The sequence below is a fragment of the Spirillospora sp. NPDC000708 genome, from assembly GCF_040299565.1.
In the GTDB taxonomy this organism is placed as follows: Bacteria; Actinomycetota; Actinomycetes; order Streptosporangiales; family Streptosporangiaceae; genus Spirillospora.
Genome location: NZ_JBEPCJ010000035.1, coordinates 1 through 20,930 on the forward strand (window position 1 = coordinate 1; position 20,930 = coordinate 20,930).

Annotated in this window: 15 protein-coding genes; 6 read left to right on the forward strand and 9 right to left on the reverse strand. The window is 72.0% G+C overall.

The annotated features are described in order from the left end of the window. Positions 1 to 334: 334 nt before the first annotated feature. Entirely contained in the window at positions 335 to 1,291 is a 957-nt protein-coding gene (locus ABT299_RS24220; protein ID WP_500252077.1) for a GlxA family transcriptional regulator, read from the reverse strand. 74 nt (positions 1,292 to 1,365) lie between these two features. Between ABT299_RS24220 and ABT299_RS24225 the strand changes: the two genes are divergently transcribed. Beyond that, on the forward strand, positions 1,366 to 1,752 hold the full coding sequence (locus ABT299_RS24225) for an avidin/streptavidin family protein (RefSeq protein ID WP_500252078.1): 387 nt from the start codon (positions 1,366 to 1,368) through the stop codon (positions 1,750 to 1,752). A 69-nt stretch (positions 1,753 to 1,821) separates the two neighbouring features. Here ABT299_RS24225 and ABT299_RS24230 read toward each other — a convergent pair whose 3' ends face one another. Beyond that, positions 1,822 to 2,733, reverse strand: a complete 912-nt coding sequence (locus ABT299_RS24230; RefSeq protein ID WP_500252079.1) for a zinc metalloprotease — start codon at positions 2,731 to 2,733, stop codon at positions 1,822 to 1,824. Positions 2,734 to 2,980: 247 nt separating this feature from the next. Here ABT299_RS24230 and ABT299_RS24235 point away from each other — a divergent pair, with 247 nt between their 5' ends. Beyond that, entirely contained in the window at positions 2,981 to 3,715 is a 735-nt protein-coding gene (locus ABT299_RS24235) for a DNA alkylation repair protein (protein ID WP_500252080.1), read from the forward strand. Between the two features lie 1,281 nt (positions 3,716 to 4,996). Here the strand turns inward: ABT299_RS24235 and ABT299_RS24240 are convergent. Then, on the reverse strand, positions 4,997 to 5,977 hold the full coding sequence (locus tag ABT299_RS24240) for a zinc metalloprotease (protein ID WP_500252081.1): 981 nt from the start codon (positions 5,975 to 5,977) through the stop codon (positions 4,997 to 4,999). 230 nt (positions 5,978 to 6,207) lie between these two features. Between ABT299_RS24240 and guaA the strand changes: the two genes are divergently transcribed. Further along, positions 6,208 to 7,776, forward strand: a complete 1,569-nt coding sequence (gene guaA / locus ABT299_RS24245; protein ID WP_500252082.1) for a glutamine-hydrolyzing GMP synthase — start codon at positions 6,208 to 6,210, stop codon at positions 7,774 to 7,776. A gap of 82 nt (positions 7,777 to 7,858) precedes the next feature. Here guaA and ahpD read toward each other — a convergent pair whose 3' ends face one another. The 6 genes from ahpD to ABT299_RS24275 all read right to left on the reverse strand — a co-directional run bounded on the left by ahpD (position 7,859) and on the right by ABT299_RS24275 (position 12,329). Then, a complete protein-coding gene (ahpD, locus tag ABT299_RS24250; protein WP_190863257.1) occupies positions 7,859 to 8,401 on the reverse strand; it encodes an alkylhydroperoxidase, AhpD family in 543 nt (180 codons plus the stop codon). Between the two features lie 127 nt (positions 8,402 to 8,528). Further along, positions 8,529 to 9,083 carry a peroxiredoxin gene (locus ABT299_RS24255; RefSeq protein ID WP_387021759.1) on the reverse strand — a complete coding sequence of 185 codons (555 nt, stop codon included), beginning with the start codon at positions 9,081 to 9,083 and terminating at the stop codon, positions 8,529 to 8,531. 339 nt (positions 9,084 to 9,422) lie between these two features. Continuing rightward, positions 9,423 to 9,911, reverse strand: a complete 489-nt coding sequence (locus ABT299_RS24260) for an SRPBCC family protein (RefSeq protein WP_500252083.1) — start codon at positions 9,909 to 9,911, stop codon at positions 9,423 to 9,425. Positions 9,912 to 9,998: 87 nt separating this feature from the next. Further along, positions 9,999 to 10,604: a TetR/AcrR family transcriptional regulator gene (locus ABT299_RS24265; protein ID WP_500252084.1), complete on the reverse strand. Its 606-nt coding sequence runs from the start codon at positions 10,602 to 10,604 to the stop codon at positions 9,999 to 10,001. Between the two features lie 49 nt (positions 10,605 to 10,653). Beyond that, on the reverse strand, positions 10,654 to 11,745 hold the full coding sequence (locus ABT299_RS24270; RefSeq protein ID WP_500252085.1) for a TolB-like translocation protein: 1,092 nt from the start codon (positions 11,743 to 11,745) through the stop codon (positions 10,654 to 10,656). Next, on the reverse strand, positions 11,742 to 12,329 hold the full coding sequence (locus tag ABT299_RS24275; RefSeq protein WP_500252086.1) for a SigE family RNA polymerase sigma factor: 588 nt from the start codon (positions 12,327 to 12,329) through the stop codon (positions 11,742 to 11,744). The genes ABT299_RS24270 and ABT299_RS24275 overlap by 4 nt, the downstream gene beginning before the upstream one ends. Positions 12,330 to 12,496: 167 nt before the next feature. Between ABT299_RS24275 and ABT299_RS24280 the strand changes: the two genes are divergently transcribed. The 3 genes from ABT299_RS24280 to ABT299_RS24290 all read left to right on the forward strand — a co-directional run bounded on the left by ABT299_RS24280 (position 12,497) and on the right by ABT299_RS24290 (position 20,859). After that, positions 12,497 to 13,411, forward strand: coding sequence for a LysR substrate-binding domain-containing protein (locus tag ABT299_RS24280; protein ID WP_347256947.1), 915 nt, complete (start codon positions 12,497 to 12,499; stop codon positions 13,409 to 13,411). Between the two features lie 308 nt (positions 13,412 to 13,719). Next, a complete protein-coding gene (locus ABT299_RS24285) occupies positions 13,720 to 17,166 on the forward strand; it encodes a bifunctional glycosyltransferase/CDP-glycerol:glycerophosphate glycerophosphotransferase (RefSeq protein WP_500252087.1) in 3,447 nt (1,148 codons plus the stop codon). Positions 17,167 to 17,241: 75 nt separating this feature from the next. After that, positions 17,242 to 20,859: a bifunctional glycosyltransferase/CDP-glycerol:glycerophosphate glycerophosphotransferase gene (locus ABT299_RS24290; RefSeq protein ID WP_500252088.1), complete on the forward strand. Its 3,618-nt coding sequence runs from the start codon at positions 17,242 to 17,244 to the stop codon at positions 20,857 to 20,859. The last annotated feature ends 71 nt before the right edge of the window (positions 20,860 to 20,930 follow it).

Below are 20,930 nucleotides of genomic sequence, written 5' to 3' on the forward strand. Positions count from 1 at the left end.
CGCACTCAGCGAGTGACCAGCGCGAACCGGCACGGGCCATGGCCCGCACATGGCCCGTGAACAGCGAGCACCAGCGGCAACCAGCACGCCCCAGTAAGACAAGATCAACACGCCCGCCAGCCACGGTGCCACCAAACCCCCAGGTCAACGCGCATCCCCCCACGTGAACGGGGCGGCACCCGATCTCTCGGATACCGCCCCGCCTAGGCACCAGTTTTTCTGTGGATAACTCTCCGTCCGGCTCGCCGGCGGAGCCCTTGGCCGTGCGGATGGCCGGACGCATCGTTGCTGGTCGCCAGACCGTTTCCGGGCTCGGCCATGATCTTGGAGTGCCTCAGTGAGGAACGGAGAACGTCCGCCTGTAGGCGCTCGGGGTCGTGCCCATCTCGTCGGCGAAGCGGCGGCGGAAGTTCGACGTGTCCGGGAAGCCGGTGGCGGACGCGACGGACTCGATGGTCGCGTCCGTCCGTTCGAGCAGGGCGCATGCCTCCTGGATGCGGCGCCGGAGCAGCCATCGTCCCGGTGTCGTGCCGAGACGCCGGTCGAACAGGCGCGCGAGCGTGCGCGGCGAGACCCCGGCCCGCGTGGCGAGTTCGTCGATGGTGATCGGCCTGTGCAGGTTCGCCTCGGCCCATTCGAGGACAGGGGAGAGCGTCCGTTCGTCGCCGACGTCCCTGGACGGCGGGACGCGGGAGTACTGACGTTGGCCGCCATCACGGTGCGGCGGAAGCACCATGTGCCGCGCGATGTCGTTGGCGTAGGCGGCACCGAAGTCGCGCCGGACGAGCTGCAGCGCGAGGTCGATCGCCGCGCCGGTGCCCGCGCTCGTAGCAACGTCACCATGGTCGATGTACAGCGCGTCAGGCTGGACGGTCACATCGGGATAGCGCCCGGCGAGTTCGTCCGCCATGCGCCAATGGGTGGTCGCGGTACGGCCGTCGAGGAGCCCCATAGCGGCGAGTGCGAAGGCGCCTGAGCAGACGCCGACGATGCGGGCGCCGCGTTTGTGGGCTTTCCTGAGGGCGCGCGCGAGGCGTGGAGACGGCCGCGCCTCCCGGTCGGGCCAGCCGGTCAGGAACACCGAGTCCGCCTCGGCGAGGAGCCCGAGTCCGTGCTCGACGAACATGCGGTAGCCCGCCTTGGTCGCCACGGCCCCGGGCTCCTCGGCGCAGACGCGAAAGGAGTAGCGGGTCTCGACCCCGGGATGGTCGATGCCGAAGACCTCGGCGACGCATCCCAGCTCGAACGTCGACTGGGGCGGCGTCACCAGCGCCGCGACGCGGTGGAGCATGGTCGGCAGGATAATCCCGCATCGCGACTTTCCAGCCACTGGTTCGGGAGACGCGCGACGGCGATCGTGGAGGAATGAGCAACGACAACACCGTCAGCTGGATCAGCACATGGCGCAATCAGTACGGGTCGACGCTGGTCATCACCGACGACGCTGGCGGCAGGCTGCGGGGCACCTTCCGCACCGCGCTCGGCGACAGCGCGTTCGCGGGCGAGGAAGCCGAGATCACGGGATTGCACGTCGGCGTGTGCGCACACTTCGCGTTCGGCCGTTCCGGGCCGCACGGCGACGCCGTCGCCTCCTTCACCGGACTCCTGCGGGACGGGCGGCTGGAGACGATGTGGCATGTGGTGTCCGATAAGGCGGTGAAGCCGCCCGTGCCGGGACGGGCGCCCGAGCTGATCGAACTGCCATGGGCGCATGCCGTCCTCACCAACGCCGACACCTTCGCTCGCGTGTAACGCCGTGAAGGGGCGTGCCCGGCGCCGGAGGGGGTGGGTCTCCGGCGCCGGAACCGGGCGGGCCGGGTGTCAGGCGCGGTAGGCGGCCCACTGGTCGCTCATGCGCTGGGTCTGGCCGGGCGTGAACTCGTACATGCAGGAGTCGTAGCTGTAGTCCATGAAGTTGTGGATGGGGTCCAGGCCGGACGAGGAGCAGGTGTCGCGGCCGGTGGGGCAGCCCGAGGCGGGGCTCTGCTCGGCGGGGGTGTCGGACACCCGGTCGCCCTGGCCGCTGCAGCCGCCCTGGAACGTGTGGTAGAGCCCCATCCAATGGCCGACCTCGTGGGTCGCCGTGTCGCCCTCGTTGTAGTTGGTGAGCGATCCGCCGGGGACGCTCTGGTAGTGGATGACGACGCCGTCCAGCTTGGGCTTGGAGCGGTAGTCGCTGGGGAACGTGGCCCAGCCGAGGAGGCTGTCGCCCAGGTCGGCGGTGTAGAGGTTGAGGTCCTGGGCGCCGCCCGTGTGGAGCGCGTTCTTCATCGCCGTCTCGTTGCCCTCAGGGTCGGAGAACCATGCCGCGTTGTTCGTCCGCGTGATGGAGGCGAGGGTGAAGGAGACACCGCTCGGCGCATAGGCGGCGTTGAGGACGCTGAGCTGCTTGTTGAGTGTCGCGTCGGACAGCGAGCCCGTGCTGCCGCTCGTGATGACCTGGAAGTGCACGCGGACGGTGATCGAGGCGGCGGCGGCCTTGAGGCGGCCGGACGTGGCGAGCTGCCCGAGACGGTCGTGGAAGTCCTTCTCCATGGCCGCGACCTTGGCGGCACCGGGCTGGTGCCGTTCCGTGGCGTGGGAGCCGGCACGGACGCGGGCCTGCGCGGCGAACGTCTCGGAGCTGCACTTCGCGCCCGGGACGGGAGCGGAGAGGGCGGGGGCGGCGGCGGGCGCGTAGGCGGTGAACGCGGCGAGCATGCCGATGGCGGTGGCGATTCCAGCGCGTTTCATGGAACTCCTTGGGGGCGGCGCGTCCGGTGACGGGCGCGCGGGGGAGCGGAGTCATCGCTGGAACCAGGGTGATTGCCGACAAGGAGTGCGTCTTTGGCAAACCTGGACGAATAGGGACGAGAAATGCTGAATGCGATGCCGTAGCGCGAGCGCCGGAATGTCAGACGGGAGGCGTAGCGTGGGCGCCGTGCCGTGGGGCCGCCGGAGTGGGCGCCGGATTGTCGGACGGACCGCGTAGCGTCGTCGCATGGACGCCGAGGACGAGGCCGAACGGATCTTGGGCGAGCTGCGCGCCCAGGCCGATCCGGTGCGGGCCGACAGCGAGAAGCGCTACCTGAAGAGCGAACTCGCGCACATCGGAGTGCCCGTCCCGGTGCTGCGGAAGATCGCCGTGTTGGCGGTCAGGGTGCGACCTGCGCGCGACGAGTTGCTCGGGCTCGTGGACGCGCTGTGGACGGCGACGGACGACGGCCGTCCCATCCACGAGGCGCGCATGTCGGCCGTGGAAGTACTGGCCAAGCGAGTGGAACTGCTCGTCCCCGGCGACCTGGCCGTGGCCGAGCGCCTCATCCGCGACTCGGCGGGCTGGGTGATGGTGGACCAGCTCGCCGACAGGGTCGCCGGCCGCTTGATCGTCCGCTACCCCGACCTGAGCGCGGTGCTGGACGCGTGGGTCCGCGATCCCGACATGTGGATACGGCGCGCGTCGCTCCTCGCGCTGCTACCGGGCGTCCGCGCCGGAACCCCCGACCTGGACCGGCTCACCAGATACGGAGACATCCTCATAGGCGAAAAGGAGTTCTTCATCCGCAAGGCACTGGGGTGGGTGCTGCGCGAACTGTCGAAGAAGGACCCCGCATGGGTGACGGCATGGGTGGAGGCGCACATGGCCGACGTCTCCGGCGTCACGTTCCGCGAGGCCGTCCGCCGCCTGCCACCCCCCGAGGCCGACCGCCTGCTAACCGCATACAAGGCCCGCTGACTCCCGCTCACTCACGCACCTGCGTCCCGCCAGGCCCGCCCGTGTTGCCCGCCCGTGTTGCCCGCCCGTGACCGTCCCGCGTGCCCCGCGCTGGTGCCAATGCCGCCGTGACACACGCCGGTCCCATCGCCGGTACCGCTTGGCTGCGCGGTGCGCTCGTGCCGCTTGGCGCTGGCGCTCGTACCGCACATCCGCATAGCACGTCCATGTTGTGCGCTCACGCTGGACTACCCGTGCCGCGGGACGGCCAGTGCCGGACGCGGTGCTATGCCGTTCGTGTAGTGCTCGTGTTGGGTGCTCAGTGCTGCGCGTCGGTGCTGGGCGTCTGTGACGAGCGACTGGTGCCCGGTGATTCTGCGCAGACGTGCTGTGCGCTCGTGCTCCGTGCACGCTGGCCGCCGCTCGTGTCGCGCTCATGCTGTGCGCTCACGCTGGGCTGCCCGTGTCGTGCGCTCATGCTGGACTGCCCGTGTCGTGCACTCGTGCCGCTGGACGCTGGTGCTGGTCCGGCGATGTTGCGCTTCCGTGTCGCGCGCCGTGGTGCTGGGCCGACCGTGCCCTGCGCTGCTGGCTCTGCGGTGGTGCAGCTTGGCCGTGTTGCGCGCTGCTGGTGGGCTCCCGATGTTGGGACGTCCGCGTTGGCTGACCGTCTGCCCAACGTTGCTGCCTGGCTGCGCTGGACCGGTGGTACTGCGCGCTGGTGCCGGGTGGCTGGTGCCGGGTGGCTGGTGCCGGGTGGCTGGTGTTCGGTAGCAGGCGTTGCCGCCCGTACTGCTTGATCGTGCTGGAGCACCGGTTTCGGGCCGCTCGTTCGTTCTCATGTGGCGAGTGCCGTGCGGCCGCGCCGCCTGCTGGTGCTGGACCGCCACTGCTGTGCGCTCATGCTGCGGGCGTGCTGGCCGCTCGTGTCACACGTCCAGCACGTCTATGTCGTGCGCTCATGCTGGACTGCCCACGTTGCGCGGTCATGCTGGACTGCCCACGTTGTGCGCGCGTGCACCCTGGGCCGCCGATGTCGGACGCCTGGTGCCGTGCCGTTCGTGTAGTGCTGTGTTGTGGCGCTCAGTGCTGCGCGTTGATGCTGCGGGTGCGTGCTGCGTGCTGCGTGCTGCGTGCTGGCCGATCGTGGCGTGTGTGCGTGGCGTGTGTCCGTGGCGTGGCCGGGTGGCGTGGGTCGGTGGCGGGGGCGGTGGCGTGCGTTTTGGGGTGGCTCGTGTTGGGGGGCTGCGGGGCGTGTGTGTTGGGCGGGCGTGCCTCGTTTGTGTGCCGTGTGTGGTGGGGTTAGCGGCGGTAGGCGGTCCAGACTTTGTGCATGCGGGCGCCCTGGCCGGCGGTGAAGGAGGTCATGCAGGTGTCGTAGCTGTAGTCCATGAAGTTGTGGACGGGGTCGTCGCCGGGGGCCGGGCAGGTGTCCTTGCCGGACGGGCAGCCGTTGGTGGGGTCGCGCTCGGCCGGGGTGTCGGACACCCGGTCGCCCTTGCCGCCGCAGCCGTCCTGGAACGTGTGGTAGAGCCCGAGCCAGTGGCCGACCTCGTGGGTGGCGCTGAACCCGCGGTTGAAGTTGTCGATGGGGCCGCCGGGCATGCTGCCGTAGTGGATGGTGACGCCGTCCATCTTGGGCTCGGACTTGTACTTCCACGGGAAGGTGGACCAGCCGAGCAGGTCGCCGCCGATGCGGGCGCTGTAGAGGTTCAGCGTCCCCTTGCCGCCCTTGCGGAGCTTCGGCTTGTAGGTGCCCTCGTAGCGCTCCGGCTCGTTGAACCAGGCGGCCTTGTCTGAGCGGCTGATCGCCTTCAGGTGGAACGTCACGCGGGTGTTCGCGCCGCCGTAGCGGCCGCCGTAGGACGCGTTCAGCACGCTGATCTGCCGCTTCACCACCGACGTGGGGACGTTGCCGGTGGAGCCGTCGTGCAGCACGTGGAAGTACACCGGGACGCTGATCTTGCCGGCGGCGCGCAGGTCGGTCGGGGTGGACTGGTCGTCCGGCCGGTCCATGGCGCCGAGGCCGAGGCCCCTGAGGGCCTGGCCGAGGCGCTGCTCGACGCTCGCGGACTCCGAAGGGGTGAGGGCGTTGCGCTCCCGCACGTGCGCGTCGGGCCGCCGGAGGCGGGCGTTCGACGGCGCGGCGGCGCAGGCGTTCGGGCCGACGGCGCGAGGCGCGTCGGGGTGTGCTCGCCCGGCCGTGGCGCCCGCTCCGGCCGGACCGGTCGGTACGGCGGGGACGAGGGCGGTGATGAGGGCGGCGGCAGCGAGCAGCTTCACGACACTCCTAGGGAGGGACTGCTGAATGCGTACGGACAGCGACTGGACACAGGGCGTTATCAAGACGTATCAGAGAGAAGTCCTGCTGCGCGTGTGATCAAGGTAAACGGATGCCGACCGTTTTCGGCCAGTCGCCCAATGTGACCGCCGTGACCCGCCCGGGCGCATCGGCCCTGGATGCGGCCCCGTAGACTGGAGTTCTTTCCAGGCCCGTGCGAAAGGCGTTGTTGGTGGCCGTAGACCAGTCCTTTGACACCGTTCTCGTCGTCGACTTCGGCGCGCAGTACGCGCAGCTGATCGCGCGGCGGGTCCGTGAGTGCCATGTGTTCAGCGAGATCGTGCCGTCCACCATGCCGGCGGCGGAGATGCTCGCCAAGCGGCCGAAAGCAATCATCCTGTCGGGCGGGCCGGCGTCGGTGTACGAGCAGGGGGCGCCGGCGGCGCCGGAGGGCCTGTTCGAGCTCGGCGTGCCGACCCTCGGAATCTGCTACGGCCACCAGGTGATGGCGCAGGCGCTCGGCGGGGCGGTGGAGAACTCCGACGTCGCCGAGTACGGCGGCGCGACCGTCGCCGTGACCTCGCCGGGGATGCTGTTCGCTGGGCTGCCGAACGAGCAGGCGGTGTGGATGTCGCACCGCGACTTCGTGCGCGAGGCGCCCGCCGGGTTCACGGTCACGGCCAGCACGGACGTGACTCCGGTCGCCGGCATGGAGGACCGGGAGCGCGGCTTCTTCGGCGTGCAGTTCCACCCGGAGGTGCTGCACACCGAGAACGGGATGGAGATCCTGCGGCGCTTCCTCTACGAGGGCGCGGGCTGCCGGCCGAACTGGACGATGGTGAACATCGCGGAAGAGTCGATCGAGGCTGTCCGGGAGCAGGTCGGAGGGAAGCGGGCGATCTGCGCGCTGTCGGGCGGCGTCGACTCGGCGGTGGCCGCGGCGCTCGTCCAGCGCGCCATCGGCGACCAGCTGACCTGCGTGTTCGTCGACCACGGGCTGCTGCGCAAGGGCGAGCCGGAGCAGGTCGAGAAGGACTTCGTCGCGGCGACCGGGGTGAACCTGCACGTCGTGGACGCGCAGGACCGTTTCCTCTCCGCCCTGGACGGGGTGAGCGACCCGGAGGAGAAGCGGAAGATCATCGGCCGCGAGTTCATCCGGGTGTTCGAGGAGGCGGCCCGGGAGATCGTCGGCGAGGACGCGGCGGAGCCGGTCGAGTTCCTCGTGCAGGGCACGCTCTACCCGGACGTCGTGGAGTCGGGCGGCGGTACCGGTGCGGCGAACATCAAGTCGCACCACAACGTCGGCGGGCTGCCGGAGGACCTGCAGTTCCGGCTGGTGGAGCCGCTGCGGACGCTGTTCAAGGACGAGGTGCGGGCGCTCGGCGAGCAGCTCGGCCTGCCGTCGGAGATCGTGTGGCGGCAGCCGTTCCCGGGGCCCGGGCTCGGCATCCGGATCATCGGCGCGGTGACCCGCGACCGGCTGGACATCCTGCGCGACGCGGACGCGATCGCCCGCGAGGAGCTGACGCGCGCGGGCCTGGACCGCGACATCTGGCAGTTCCCGGTGGTGCTGCTCGCCGACGTCCGGTCCGTGGGCGTGCAGGGCGACAGCCGGACGTACGGGCACCCGATCGTGCTGCGCCCGGTGACCAGCGAGGACGCGATGACGGCCGACTGGGCGAAGCTCCCGTACGACCTGCTGCAGAGGATCTCGACGCGGATCACCAACGAGGTCCGCGAGGTCAACCGGGTCGCCGTCGACATCACCTCCAAGCCGCCGGGCACCATCGAGTGGGAGTGACCTCGGCGGCGAGGCGATAGCGCGGGAAACGTGAGGGCCCGGGTGCGTTCCGCACCCGGGCCCTCACGTGTTCGCGGAGGTGTCAGACGGTCGCGGGGGCCAGGGCGGCCTCGGCGTCCAGGGTCGCGGCGGCCGCGTTGACGACCGCGGCGATCCGCAGCGCCTCCTGGACGAGCTCGCGCGACAGGCCGGCCTCGCGGACGACCTTCTCGTGCGACTCCAGGCACCGGCCGCAGCCGTTGATCGCCGACACGGCGAGGCACCACAGCTCGAAGTCGACCTTGTCCACGCCCGGCTTGCCGATGATCGACATCCGCAGCTTGGCGGGCAGGGTCGCGTACGTCTCGTCGCCGATCAGGTGCGTGGCGCGGTAGTACACGTTGTTCATCGCCATGATCGACGCGGCGCCCTTGGCGGCCTCGAACGCCTCGGCGGACAGGTGGTCGCCGGCGTCCTCGGCCAGCTCGCGGATGACGGTGGCGCTCCGGGTGGCGAGGGCGCAGGCCAGTACCGTCCCCCACAGCTGCTGGTCGGTGAGCTGCGAGGTGGAGGTGAGCGAGCCGAGGTTGAGCTTGGTGTCCTTGGCGTAGCCCGGGAGGGCGCTCTTCAGCGCGTCAACGCTCATGATGTCGAGTCCTTTCCTGCGGACGGCCGGCCGCGCGCGCGACCGGCCGTCGGGGGCCGGGGCCGGGCGGCGCGGCGCGTGGCGGCGCCGCGCGGACCGGCCGGCCGGCGGGGTGAGGCGGGTGGGATCAGGCCCCGGCCATCAGCTTGGCGGCGTCGAGGGTGTCCTCGCCCTTGTTCCAGTTGCAGGGGCACAGCTCGTCGCTCTGCAGGGCGTCGAGGACCCGGAGGACCTCCTTGACGTTCCGGCCGACGGAGCCCGCGGTCACCATGCTGAACTGGATCTCGTTGTTCGGGTCGACGATGAAGGTCGCCCGCTGCGCGACGCCGTCCTCGGTGAGGATGCCGAGGGCCTCGCACAGCTCGCGCTTGAGGTCCGACAGCATCGGGAACGGGATCTCGCGCAGGTCCGGGTGGTCCTTGCGCCACGCGAAGTGGACGAACTCGTTGTCGACGGACGCGCCGAGCACCTGGGCGTCGCGGTCGGCGAACTCCTCGTTGAGGCGGCCGAACTCCGCGATCTCGGTCGGACAGACGAAGGTGAAGTCCTTGGGCCAGAAGAACACGACGCGCCACTTGCCCTCGTAGGACTTGTGGTTGATCGTCTCGAAGGCGTTGTCCGGGTCCAGCGAGACGCAGGCGGTCAGTTCGTACTCGGGGAACTGGTCACCGACAGTAAGCACGCATGCTCCTTTTGTCACGAGAAAGGGCGCGCCTCTCGCCCGGAGAGGCGTGGGCAGGCCGCCGCGGCGCAACCGGCACCCGGCGGCTGATGTCACTCAGCGTGCCCTACCAGCAAAGAAAAGAGAAATCGATCTATCGCAACAGATTGATAGGAGCTTCTTATTGGATCTCGGCAAACCCGGCCGGACCGGCACAAAGGCCCTCTCGGTGGGGTCCGGGCGGCGCCGCGAGTTGATCGAGATCACACTCGCGCTCCGAGCGGTCGACACGCTCCGTAACGGACGAGAATAGACGATCTCCGAACCGGTCCGGCATTCCGGGGCATTGCGCCCGGCCGTTCAGGACGCGCCGGTCCCTTCGAGGTGCGCCTTGAGGCGCCCGAGGGTGGTCGCGATGTTGCGGGCGTTGTGGGCGGGGCGGTCGACGGTGCCGGTCAGCGCGATCGCGATCGGGATGAGCCACAGCGGGACGCGCAGCCAGTTCGTCTCGGTGATGGTGCAGCCCCGGCCGTCGTCCGCGGGCGCGATGTCGTACTGCCAGCGCGAGATCGGCAGCCCGAGCGGGGCGTCGACGTCGTAGGCGAACCGCTCGTTCTCGCGGGCCACGACGACGGTGCAGTTGGTGAACCAGCGGCGGCGGCCCTTGCGGTTGTAGCCGCGGAAGCGGGCGCCGACGGCGGCCCGGGCGGGTCGGCCGAGCCAGCGGGCGCGGTACGCCTCCTCGGCGAAGGTGATCATGACGGGCGGGTCGCTGACGATCCGGTAGACCTCGGCGGGGGAGGCGTTCACGGTGATCCGGCCCGTCGCGATGGGCTGCTCGAACGGCATGGGCGCCCCTGTCCTCCGGTGAATGTGAGCACTGATTACATCAGTGCCGCGCGGGCACCGTCAACGCCCCGCGGAGGCCGGTGCGGGTCAGCCCCGCCCGATGCCCTTCCCGAACGTGTCGAGGACCTGTTCGGCCAGCTCACCGGCGTGCTCGGCGGGCAGGAAGCCGTCGACGACCATCTGCGAGAGCCCGTAGACGAGGGCGTGCGCCGCCAGGATCACCAGCTGCGGGTCGCCCGCGCGCAGCGTGCCCGCCGTCTGTCCCGCCGCTATGAGATCGGTCACCTGCTGCTCGATCGCCCGCATGGCCTCGCGGATCTCCGGCGCCGGGTCCGCGGTGTAGACGGTGGTGCGCAGCAGTTCGAACCGGTGGGGGTGCCGCGCGGCGTACCGGACGAAGGCGTGCCCGAACGTCCACATGGCCGGACGGTCCGGACGGGCGTCCGCGAGCGCCGCCCGCTGCCACTCGCCGAAGTCCTCCAGGACGCGTCCCGCGACGGCCGTGAGCAGGGCGTCCCGGTCGGCGAAGTGCCGGAACGGGGCGCCCGCCGAGACGCCGGTCCGCCGCGCCGCCTCCCGCACCGAGACGTTGGACACGCCGCCCTCGTCCAGCAGGTCGAGGGCGGTCGCGGTCAGCGCGGCCCGCAGGGAGCCGTGGTGGTAGCCCGGGCGCCGGGCGGGATCGTCGGACACCCGGGCTTGATACCACAGCGGTCGCATCACCGGCGGCCGGCGGGACGGGTCACCAGGCGAGGTCGTCGTAGTCGGCGGCGCGGCTCAGCCAGGCGAACGCGTCGCCGTCGACGCGTCCGGGCCGGCCGTCGACGAGCTGCAGGAAGTGCTCGCCGGAGCCGTCGGCTTTCACGAAGAAGGAGTCGCCGGGCAGCCGGACGGCCCGCCCCGTGGGCCGCCCGTTCGCCGCCGACAGCGTCGCGAGGACGAAAGACGCGTCGTCGTCGGGGCCGTGCTTGTCGCCCTGGATCTGGGCCGTGGCGGTCCGCCCGTCGGGGTTGAGGACGAACACGTTGATCAGCCCGTTCACCCGCGTCCCGGTGACCTCGGCGGGGCGCAGCACGCGGGAGGACAGCAGGTCGGCGCCGGGCCGGCCGGTGTCGAGCAGCCGCAGCACCGCCTGGCCGGACGGGCCGCCGGGGGCCTGGACGAAGCCGAGGGTGCGGTTGTCGGGCGCCCACGTCGCGCTGGTGACGGACCCGCTGGTGACGGTGCTCCAGGTCCGGTGGCCGCCGGTGCGGACGTCGATGACGACGGCCTCGGGGCGCCCGCCGGCGGTGCCGACGACGGCGAGCCGGGAGCCGTCGGGGCTGGCGGCGAGGTTCTCGGGCTTGCCGAACCCCGTGTCGAGCCGGACGGTCCCGCCGGGGACCCGCTCCGGCGCCGACGGGGTGCCGGCCGCGCTCAGGGTGAGCCGGTAGAAGGCGTAGGAGTCGCCGCCCGCCTTGCCGGCGAGGAAGAACGTCCGCCCGTCGCCGGTCGCGGCCACCGCCTCGTACCGGCCGCCGAGCGAGGCCGCCTCCGTGAGGCCCTGCGCGGTGGCGTTCTCGACGACCGCGCGCCCGTCGCGGATCGCGACGACCTGCCGGGGCCCGCCGGCGCCCGCGGCGGGGCCGTCGTGAGCGGTGCGCGGGATCGCCCCGCCGACCGCGGTGCCGCCGATGACGACGGCGGCCAGCCCGGCCGCGACCGCGACGGGCACCGTCCAGGGACGGCGGCGACGCGGGGCGGACGGGACGGTGAGCGGCGCCATTGTGCCGTCCGGCATGCTCGCGGCGGCGGCGCCGAACGCGTCGCGGAGCCGGTCCTCGGTCCTGGTCATGCTTCCTCCCCGAGCAGGTCGGCGAGCGACGCGAGCGCCCGCGAGACGGTGGACCGGACCGTGCCGACGCCGATTCCCATGATCTCGGCGATCTCCCGCTCGTCCAGGTCCAGGTAGTAGCGCAGCACCAGGGCCTCGCGGCGGCGCCGCGGAAGGCGCCGCAGCGCGAGGAACACCTCGCGCCGCTCCTCGCCGAGCATGGCCGCAGACTCCGCCGACCACACCGGCGGTTCGTGCGTGCGTCCTGTGCGGAACGCGAGCCTGCGCCGCCGCAGCACGGTGCGGCACTTGTTCACCACCGCGGCGCGGGCGTACGGCAGCATCCGGTCGTGGTCGGTCAGGCGGTCGATCCTGCGGTAGAGGTCGATGAAGGCGTCCTGCACGACGTCCTCGGCGGTCGCCCGGTCCCCGACGATCATCAGGGCCGTGCGGGCCAGGCCGAGCTGGTGCTCGCGGAACAGGGCCGTCAGGGCGGCGGTGGCCGCGGCGCGATCGTCCGCCTCGGAGGCGCCCGCCTCGGAGGCGCCCGCCTCGGAGGCGTCCGCTTCGGGGACGGCGCCGGTCGCGCGGCGGGGGTGGCGCATGTTCGCCACTATGTCGGTTTCCACGCTTCTTACACTCACGAGGCGCCCGTTCGTTGCCCGCTGCGGCGCAGAGGATGGTCCGGGGCCCGTGCGACCGCCGGGTAATGTGAGGCGGCGGTTATCCATCGACGATGCGGTGATAGGGGACGGTTATCAGCAGGCCGACGGTGTCGCAGCTCCGGGCGTTCCTGGCGCTGGCCGAGCATCTGCACTTCCGGGACGCCGCCGCCGCGCTGCGGATGAGCCAGCCCGCGCTGTCGGGCTCCGTGGCCGCGCTGGAGGAGAGCCTCGAGACCCGCCTCGTCGAGCGGACGACCCGGCGGGTGCTGCTGACGCCGGCGGGCGAGCGGGTCGCGCGTCGGGCCGAGAACGTCCTGGCGGAGCTGGACCGGCTGGTCGAGGAGGTCAGGGCGGTGCGCGGGCCGCTGGTCGGGCCGCTGCGCGTCGGCGTGATCCCGACCGTCGCGCCCTACCTGCTGCCGGTGGTGCTGCCGCGGCTCGCCAAAGAGTTCCCTGATCTCGAGCTGTCGGTGCACGAGGAGCAGACCGACCACATCGTCGCCGAGCTGATGGCCGGGCGGCTCGACGTGGTGCTGCTCGCGCTGCCGGCGCCGGTCCAGGGCGTCACCGAGCTGCCCCTCTACGACGAGGACTTCGTGCTGGTCACCCCGGCGTCGTTCGATCTGGACGCCGAGGGAGTGCCGCGCGACGCGCTGAACGAGCTGGACGTGATCCTGCTGAACGAGGGGCACTGCCTGCGTGACCAGGCGCTGGACGTGTGCCGGGAGGTGGGCGCGCGGGCGCCGTCGGCGACGTACGCGACGAGCCTGGCGACGCTCGTCCAGCTGGTGTCGGGCGGGCTCGGCGTGACGCTGGTCCCGGAGACGGCGCTGCCGGTGGAGACGCGGCGGGCGCCGAACCTGTCGCTGCACCGGTTCGCCGACCCGGCGCCGTTCCGGCGGATCGGGCTGGGGTTCCGGTCGACGTCGCCGCGCGCGGAGGAGTTCGAGGCGCTGGCGGCGGGCGTCCGCGCGGCGATCGCGGAGCTCGGCACCGGTTCGCCGGGCATCCGGCCGGCCTGACGCCCCGGAATCGCCGGGGCTCTGACGCCCCGGGATCACCGGGCCTCGCCTTGAGGGCGGCCTCCGCGAGGTCGCGGGCGGGGTCGCCGCGTCAGGGCGCGGTAAAGGGACGGCAGGGCGGGTCAAGTCTGCGTCAGGGGACGGCCTGGCAATCGCGATCCGCGTTCGTCTGATCACTTCGTGTCACCATGCTCGGTGTGGCGGGGTTTCCGCTCTCGCTCGGCGGCGGCCCCCGTCAACCGACCCACTGGCACGAGCGAAGCGAACCGGGGGGTGTGGGGGTCGTTCCCCCGCCCCTAGGAGGCCGCATGTCACCGAAGCTCAGCGTCGTCGTCCCGTTCCACAACACCGAGGAGTACCTGCGCGCCTGCCTGGAGTCGATCGCCGGGCAGTCGCTGCGCGACCTCGAAGTGATCATGGTGGACGACGGGTCGGACGACAACGGCGCGGTGATCGCCAAGGAGATGTGCGACCGCGATCCGCGGTTCCGGCTGCTGGCGCGCGACAACGAGGGGCCGGGGCCGTCCCGCAACGCGGGGGTGCGGCTGGCGAAGGGGGAGTACCTGGCGTTCGCCGACGCCGACGACGTCGTTGAGCGGGACGCCTACAGCAAGATGGTCGGCTCCTTGGAGCGCACCGGGTCGGACATGGCGTCCGGGAACGTCGAGCGGATGGACGCCGACCGGACGTGGCAGTCGGTGCTGCACAGCGGCGTCTTCACCGAGACCCGCCTGAAGACGCACGTGTCGTCGCACGGGCTGCTGATCCGCGACCGTACGCCGTGGAACAAGGTGTACCGGCGCGCGTTCTGGGACCGCGCGGAATTGAAGTTCCCCGCCGGCTTCTATGAGGACCCGCCCGTGACGGCGCGCGCGCACGCGCTGGCCGGTGCCGTGGACGTGCTGAGCGACACCGTCTACTACTGGCGCAAGCGGCCGGGGTCCATCACCGAGGACCGCTACGACTGGGACAACCTCTGCCAGCGCCTGCGCTCCGCGCGCGTGGTGCGGGAGGGGCTGGCCTCCTACGCGCCGCAGCTCGTCGCCACCTACGACGAGCACGTGCTCGTCGACATAGAGCTGCGCGTCGTCCTCGACGCCCTCCCCAGGACCGACGACGAGAACCGCGAGGAGCTCGTCGCCATGGGCGCGGCCCTAGCGCAGGGCATCAACCCGCGCGTCATCAGGCGGCTCCCGTCGATGACGCGGCTCCAGATGCACCTGCTGTGCCGCGAGAAGCTGCCCGAGCTGATGGACGTGCTGCGGTTCGTCCAGCTCGGCAAGCACAACGACACCGCGCGGGTACGGCGCGGGCTGCGGCACCGCTGGTACGCCGAGTACCCGTTCTTCGAGGACGAGGAGTGCGGCGTCCCGCTGCACGTGTACGACGTGACCGACGAGCTGAAGCCGGCGGCGGTGATCGACCGGGCCACCTGGGTCGGCGGGCGGCTGCGGCTCGAAGGGCACGCCTACATCCGGCACCTGGACTCCTCCAGCGAGGACGGCTCCCGGATCCGGCTGTGGCTGCTCGCGTCCAACCGGCGCGGGCTGATGCGGGTGCCGATCCGGCGGGTGCGGCGGCCGGACGTGACGGCGCGGACCCGGCAGTCGGTGGTGTCCTACGACTGGTCGGGGTTCGTCGCGGAGATCGACCCGGCCGCGCTGCGGATCTTCGGCCGCTGGCGGGACGTCGACTGGATCCCGTGCGTGGAGATCGTCAACCGGGGGCTGCGGCGCCGCCGCACGTTCGCCAACCCGCGGCTCAGCGCCCGGCAGTGGCCGGACGACCAGGAGTGCGCGCCGGGCGTGCTGGTGCAGGGCGTCGCGGCGAAGCGCCGGTTCGTCGTGCAGGTGCGGCGGACGGAGGCGACGGTGGCCGGCTCGCACGTCGAGGGCGGTGAGCTGTGGCTGGACGGCTGGAGCCGCACGCCGCTCGGCGAGGACGCGCGGGTCACCGCGGTGCCGAAGGCGGGGCGCGCCACCGTGGTCGGCCCGGTCGAGCCGGCGGAGGGCGCGGCGGACGGCTGGTACGGGTTCCGCGCGAAGCTGCCGGTCGGCGCGCTCGCCCGGCATCTCGGCGACTGGGAGATCAGCCTGCCCGGCGGCGTCCGCCCGTACCTGGAGGAGGACGCGGCGGGCGCGGTCCACCCGGCCCCCTGCGGGGAGCTGGAGGTCGCGCGGACGCGGCGCAGCCAGGTCCGCGTCGTCGCGCGGGACGGCGGGCCGGTCGTGGACCGGGTGTCGTGGTCGCCCGACGGGCTGCTCCGACTATCGGGGACCTGCACGGACCCGGCGGGCCGCCCGGAGGCCCTGATCCTGCGGCGGCGGCGGTCCTGCGAGGAGCACACCGTCGCGCTGCGCTGGGAGAGCGACCGGTTCAGCGCGAAGTTCGCGCCGGAGCGGATGCCGGTGCTGGGGCTGTCGCGCCCGCTGGTGTCCGGCCGCTGGGACGTGTTCGCGGCGCTCGGCGAGACGGAACGGCCCGTGGCCGTCCGGCGGCACGCCCTGCGGCGCCTGCCGGAGCCGACCGAGACGGGCCTGCACCGCGTCGATGTCCGGGTCTACAAGACCGACCTGCTCCAGCTCCACATCCAGACGGCCCTCGACGACGACGAGCGCGGCCCCTACGCGCAGGCGAGGATCCGGTCCGGGCACTACAGGCGCCACCTGAACCTGCCCGTGTGCGACCTGGCCGTGTTCGACGCGTACAAGGGACGCCAATACGCGTGCAACCCGCGCGGCATCTACGACGAGCTTCGCCGCAGGGAACTGGACGTCGACTGCGTGTGGGTCACGGAGAACGGCCAGTTCGGCAAGCCCGCCGGTGCGCGGACCGTCCTGGCCGGTTCCCGCGAGCATTACGAGGCGCTCGCCAGGGCGCGCTACGTGTTCGGCAACTGGTCGCAGCAGGAGTGGTTCACCAAGCGCGAGGACCAGACGTACGTGCAGTGCTGGCACGGCACGCCGCTCAAGAAGCTCGGCTACGACGTCAAGAAGATGCCCTACAAGCGGACCGAGGGCATGGACTGGATGCAGCACGACGTCCCGCAGTGGGACGTGCTGCTGTCGCAGAACGCGTTCTCCGTGCCGCTGTTCCGGCGCGCGTTCGGCTACCAGGGGGAGGTTCTGGAGAGCGGCTATCCGCGCAACGACATCCTGAACAGCCCGCACCGCGACGAGATAGCGACGGCGGTACGGCGGCGCCTGGGCATCCCCGAGGGCAAGCGGGTCGTGCTGTACGCGCCGACGTGGCGGGACGACTTCCACTTCGCCATCGGCAAGCGGGCGTTCCGCCTCGAACTGGACGTCGAGCAGTTCCGGAAGGCGCTGGGCCGCGACCACATGCTGCTGCTCCGCACCCACTACCTGGTGACGGACCGGCCGAAGTGGCGGCCCGGCGACTGCGTCATGGACGTGTCGGTCTACCCCGACATCTCCGAGCTGTTCCTGATCAGCGACGTGCTCGTCACCGACTACTCCTCGGCGATGTTCGACTTCGCCGTCACCGGCCGGCCGATGCTGTTCTACACCTACGACCTGGAGCGGTACCGCGACCACGTGCGCGGCTTCTACTTCGACTTCGACGCGGAGGCGCCCGGGCCGCTGCTGCGCACGTCCAAGCAGGTCGTCGAGGCGCTCGCCGAGCCGGCGGCGATCGAGTCCGGGTACCGCGGCGCGCGCGCGGCGTTCGCCGCCCGGTACTGCCCGCACGACGACGGCCGGGCCGCCGCCCGCGTCCTCGACCACGTGCTCTGACGTCCGCGCGGCGCCGTCCCGAGCGGCGCCGCGCGGTTCCGCGCGCACCACCACCCCGCAACCCCTGGAGAACCCGTGTCACCGAAGATCAGCGTCGTTGTACCGTTCCGAGCCGCCGGGGACCACCTCGCCGGATGCCTGGAGTCGCTGGCCGGGCAGACGCTGCGCGACCTCGAAGTGATCATGGTGGACGACGGGGCCGCGGACGAGGCCGCCGCCGTCGCCGAGGCGTTCGCGCGCCGCGACGGCCGGTTCGTGCTCGCCCCGCACACCGACCCGTCCGCGGGGCCGGTGCGCAACACCGGCGTCCGGTACGCCGGGGGCCGCTACCTGGCGTTCGTCGACGGCGAGGACGCGCTCCCGCCCTACGCGTACGAGCTGCTGGTCGGGACGCTGGAGTCGACCGGGTCGGACATCGCCGGCGGCAACGTCATGTGCCTCGACGACGAGGGCGTCTGGCAGTCGTGGCTGCACGCGGAGCCGTACGCGGCGGCGGCGCGGTCCACGCACATCTCCCAGCAGCCGGCGCTGCTGCAGGACCGGACCGTGTGGAACAAGGTGTTCCGCCGCTCGTTCTGGGAGGCGCACCAGTTCGAGTTCCCCGCGATGCAGTACGGCGACCTGACCGTGGCGATGGAGACGCACGTCCTCGCGTCCTCCGTCGACGTCCTCGACGCCACCGTCTACTTCTGGCGCCACCACCTGGGCGCCTACGAGCGGGAACGGCAGGAGCTCGGCGACATCATCGACCGGATGGCCGCCCTGGGGATGGTCCGCCGCGTCCTGCGCGACCGGGCGCCGGAACTGCTGCCCGCCCACGACATGTACGCGCTGGACCTGGACGTCCGCGCGCTCGTGCACGCGCTGCCCGCCGCCTCCGAGCAGGAGCGCCGCCGGCTGGTCGGCCTCGGCGCGGAGATCGTCGCGGAGGCGCACCCGGCGGCGGTGTCCGGGCTGGAGGCGATCAAGCGGCTGGAGCTGCACCTGCTCGGCGAGCGGATGCTGCCGGAGCTGCTGGAGGTGCTGCGGTTCGAGGAGGGCGGCCTGGACGAGGTCCCGCTCGTCGCGAAGGGCCGGTTCCGGCAGCGCTGGTACGCCCGCTACCCGTTCTTCGGCGACCCGCACCGCGCCGTGCCCGACGAGGTGTACGACGTCACCGACGAGTTCGAGCTGTGGACGGGGGTGGAGCGGGCCGGCTGGGACGGGGACGTCCTCACGCTCGAGGGGTTCGCGCACCTCGCCCGCCTCGACGTGTCGTCGGCGCACGACTCCCGGATCCGGATGTGGCTGCGCGACGCCCGGACGGGCCAGGAGGTCCGCCTCGACGTGGAGCGGACCCGCTGCCCTGAGGCCACGGCCCGTTCCGGGCAGGCGCTGGTGTCGTACGAGTGGTCGGGGTTCGCCGTCCGGATCGACCCGGAGGCGCTCCGCGACGGCGAGGAGTGGCGCACCGCCGCGTGGGAGCTGTACGCCGAGGTGACGACGGCGGGACACAAGGTCGTCCGGCGGGTCACCGCGGCGGCGCCGCGGGTGCGGTGGACGGCCGCGCGGCAGCTCGCCGAGCACGTCGCGGTCCAGCCGGCGGACGGCGACGAGGGGTTCGCCGTGCACGTCAAGGCGTCCCGGGCGGTGCTCACCGGGTTCCGCCGGATGGGCGACGTGCTGGAGCTGACCGGGTGGACGAACCGGGCGCTCGGCGCCGGGGCGGCGATCATGGCGGCGCGGCGGCACGGCGGGACGGAGGTGTTCGGCGACGTCACGGTCCGCCCGGCGGCGGTGACGCCGGCGGCCGAGGGGACCGGCTTCAGCTTCACCGCGACGCTGCCGCTGGACGGCCTGCTCTCGCTCCCCGAGTCCGCCGGCGACGCCCCCGATTCCGGCGCCCGCCCGGCCGGTCCGGCCTTCGGCCCGGCCGGTGGCCCGGCCGAAGGAGGGGAGCGCGCGTCGGACGACGCAGTGCCGCACACCGCTCCCGGCCACGCGCACCTGCTGGACGTCATCGACTGGGACATCCGGCTGAGCGGCGAGGGCGGCCCGCTCCGGCTGACCATGGCCGCGCATCTCGCCGAGGCCAGGTTCGCCTGGCGGGGCCGCGAGTTCGTTGTCACCCGCACCGCGTACGGGAACCTGCGGGGCATCGAGCGCGGCTTCCGGCCCGTGGTCACGCAGGCCGCCTGGGACGCCGAGGGCCGGCTCGCGCTCACCGGCACCTACGCCGACCCCGAGGACCGGCCCGGCCGCCTCGTGCTGCACCGCAGCCGCTCGGGCGAGGCGCACGAGGTGCCGCTGACCTGGGAGGGGAACCGGTTCACCGCCGCGTTCACGCCCGCGCGCCTGCCAGTGTTCGGGACGGACCTGCCGCTCGCCGAGGGCGCCTGGGACCTGATCGCGCCCACCCGGTCCGGGGACGTCGCCGTCGTCGCCGAGCGCGCCGGGATCCCCGCGCTGCCCGAATGGCGGCGCGTCGGGACCCACGAGTTCGAGGTCGGCGTCCACCAGACCGACGCGGTGCAGATCCACAGCCGTCCCGCCCTGTCGGAGGACGAGCGCGGACGGCACGCGCAGCGGCTCCTGCAGCAGAACGACTATCCCGTCTACCTGCGCAGCCCGCTGTCGGACGTCGTCGTGTTCGACAGCTGCAACGCGTCCCAGTACAGCTGCAACCCGCGCGCGCTCTACGAGGAGCTCGCCAAGCGCAGGCCCGACCTCGAATGCGTGTGGGTCTCGCGGGACGGCCAGTTCGCCGTCGAGGGCGAGGCACGGACCGTCCAGGCGGAAACACGGGAGCACTACCGGACGCTCGCGCGCGCACAGTACATCGTCACCAATTACGGGGCGCCGTACTGGTTCGCCAAGCGACCGGGCCAGATCTACCTTCAGACCTGGCACGGCACGCCGCTCAAGCAGCTCGGCTATGACCTGAAGGACATGCCGTACCGGCGCACCGAGAAGCTCGACTGGATACAGCGCGAAGTGCCCCGGTGGGACTACCTGCTGTCGTCCAGCCCGTTCGCCACGCAGGTGATGCGGCACGCGTTCCACTACAGCGGCGAGGTCCTGGAGACCGGGTTTCCGCGCAACGACGTCATGAGCGCTCCCGAGTGGCAGCGCGTGGGCGCGGACATCCGCAAGCGCCTCGGCATCCCCGAGGGCAAGAAGGTGGTGCTGTACGCGCCGACCTGGCGGGACGACGAGCACCACACCCCGGACCGCCGCGGTTTCCACCTGGAACTGGACGTCGAGGCCATGCGGCGCGCGCTCGGGGATGACCACGTCCTGCTCCTGCGCGCGCACTATCTCGTCACGGACCGCGCCCACGTCGCGTCGGACGACTTCGTCATCGACGTCACCCGCTACCCCGACATCGCCGACCTCTACATGGCGTCCGACGTGCTGGTGACGGACTACTCGTCCGCCATGTTCGACTACGCCGTCCTGGGCCGCCCGATGGTCTTCTACACCTACGACCTGGAGCGCTACCGGGACCACGTCCGCGGCTTCTACCTGGACCTGGAGGCGGAGGCGCCGGGGCCGCTGGTCGCGACGTCGGAGGAGGTCGCCGAGGCCGTCCGCGAGGCGCCCGCCCTGGAGGACGTGTACAGCGGCCGGTACGACGACTTCTTCGTCAAGTACTGCCCGCACGACGACGGCGAGGCCGCGGCCCGCGTCATCGACCACGTCTTCCCTCGTTGACCCGCGGCGAGCCGCCGTCATGGCGGGGCGGCCATCGAACGGCAGGGCGGGCGGGTGTGCCTGGGGGGCCG

Excerpts from the sequence above, each read along its gene's own strand:
- ABT299_RS24220 (WP_500252077.1), bottom strand. The coding sequence starts at position 1,291 with ATGCTCCACCGCGTCGCGGCGCTGGTGACGCCGCCCCAGTCGACGTTC.
- ABT299_RS24235 (WP_500252080.1), top strand. The coding sequence starts at position 2,981 with ATGGACGCCGAGGACGAGGCCGAACGGATCTTGGGCGAGCTGCGCGCC.
- ABT299_RS24230 (WP_500252079.1), bottom strand. The coding sequence starts at position 2,733 with ATGAAACGCGCTGGAATCGCCACCGCCATCGGCATGCTCGCCGCGTTC.
- ahpD (WP_190863257.1), bottom strand. The coding sequence starts at position 8,401 with ATGAGCGTTGACGCGCTGAAGAGCGCCCTCCCGGGCTACGCCAAGGAC.
- ABT299_RS24270 (WP_500252085.1), bottom strand. The coding sequence starts at position 11,745 with ATGACCAGGACCGAGGACCGGCTCCGCGACGCGTTCGGCGCCGCCGCC.
- ABT299_RS24260 (WP_500252083.1), bottom strand. The coding sequence starts at position 9,911 with ATGCCGTTCGAGCAGCCCATCGCGACGGGCCGGATCACCGTGAACGCC.
- ABT299_RS24285 (WP_500252087.1), top strand. The coding sequence starts at position 13,720 with ATGTCACCGAAGCTCAGCGTCGTCGTCCCGTTCCACAACACCGAGGAG.
- ABT299_RS24275 (WP_500252086.1), bottom strand. The coding sequence starts at position 12,329 with ATGCGCCACCCCCGCCGCGCGACCGGCGCCGTCCCCGAAGCGGACGCC.
- ABT299_RS24225 (WP_500252078.1), top strand. The coding sequence starts at position 1,366 with ATGAGCAACGACAACACCGTCAGCTGGATCAGCACATGGCGCAATCAG.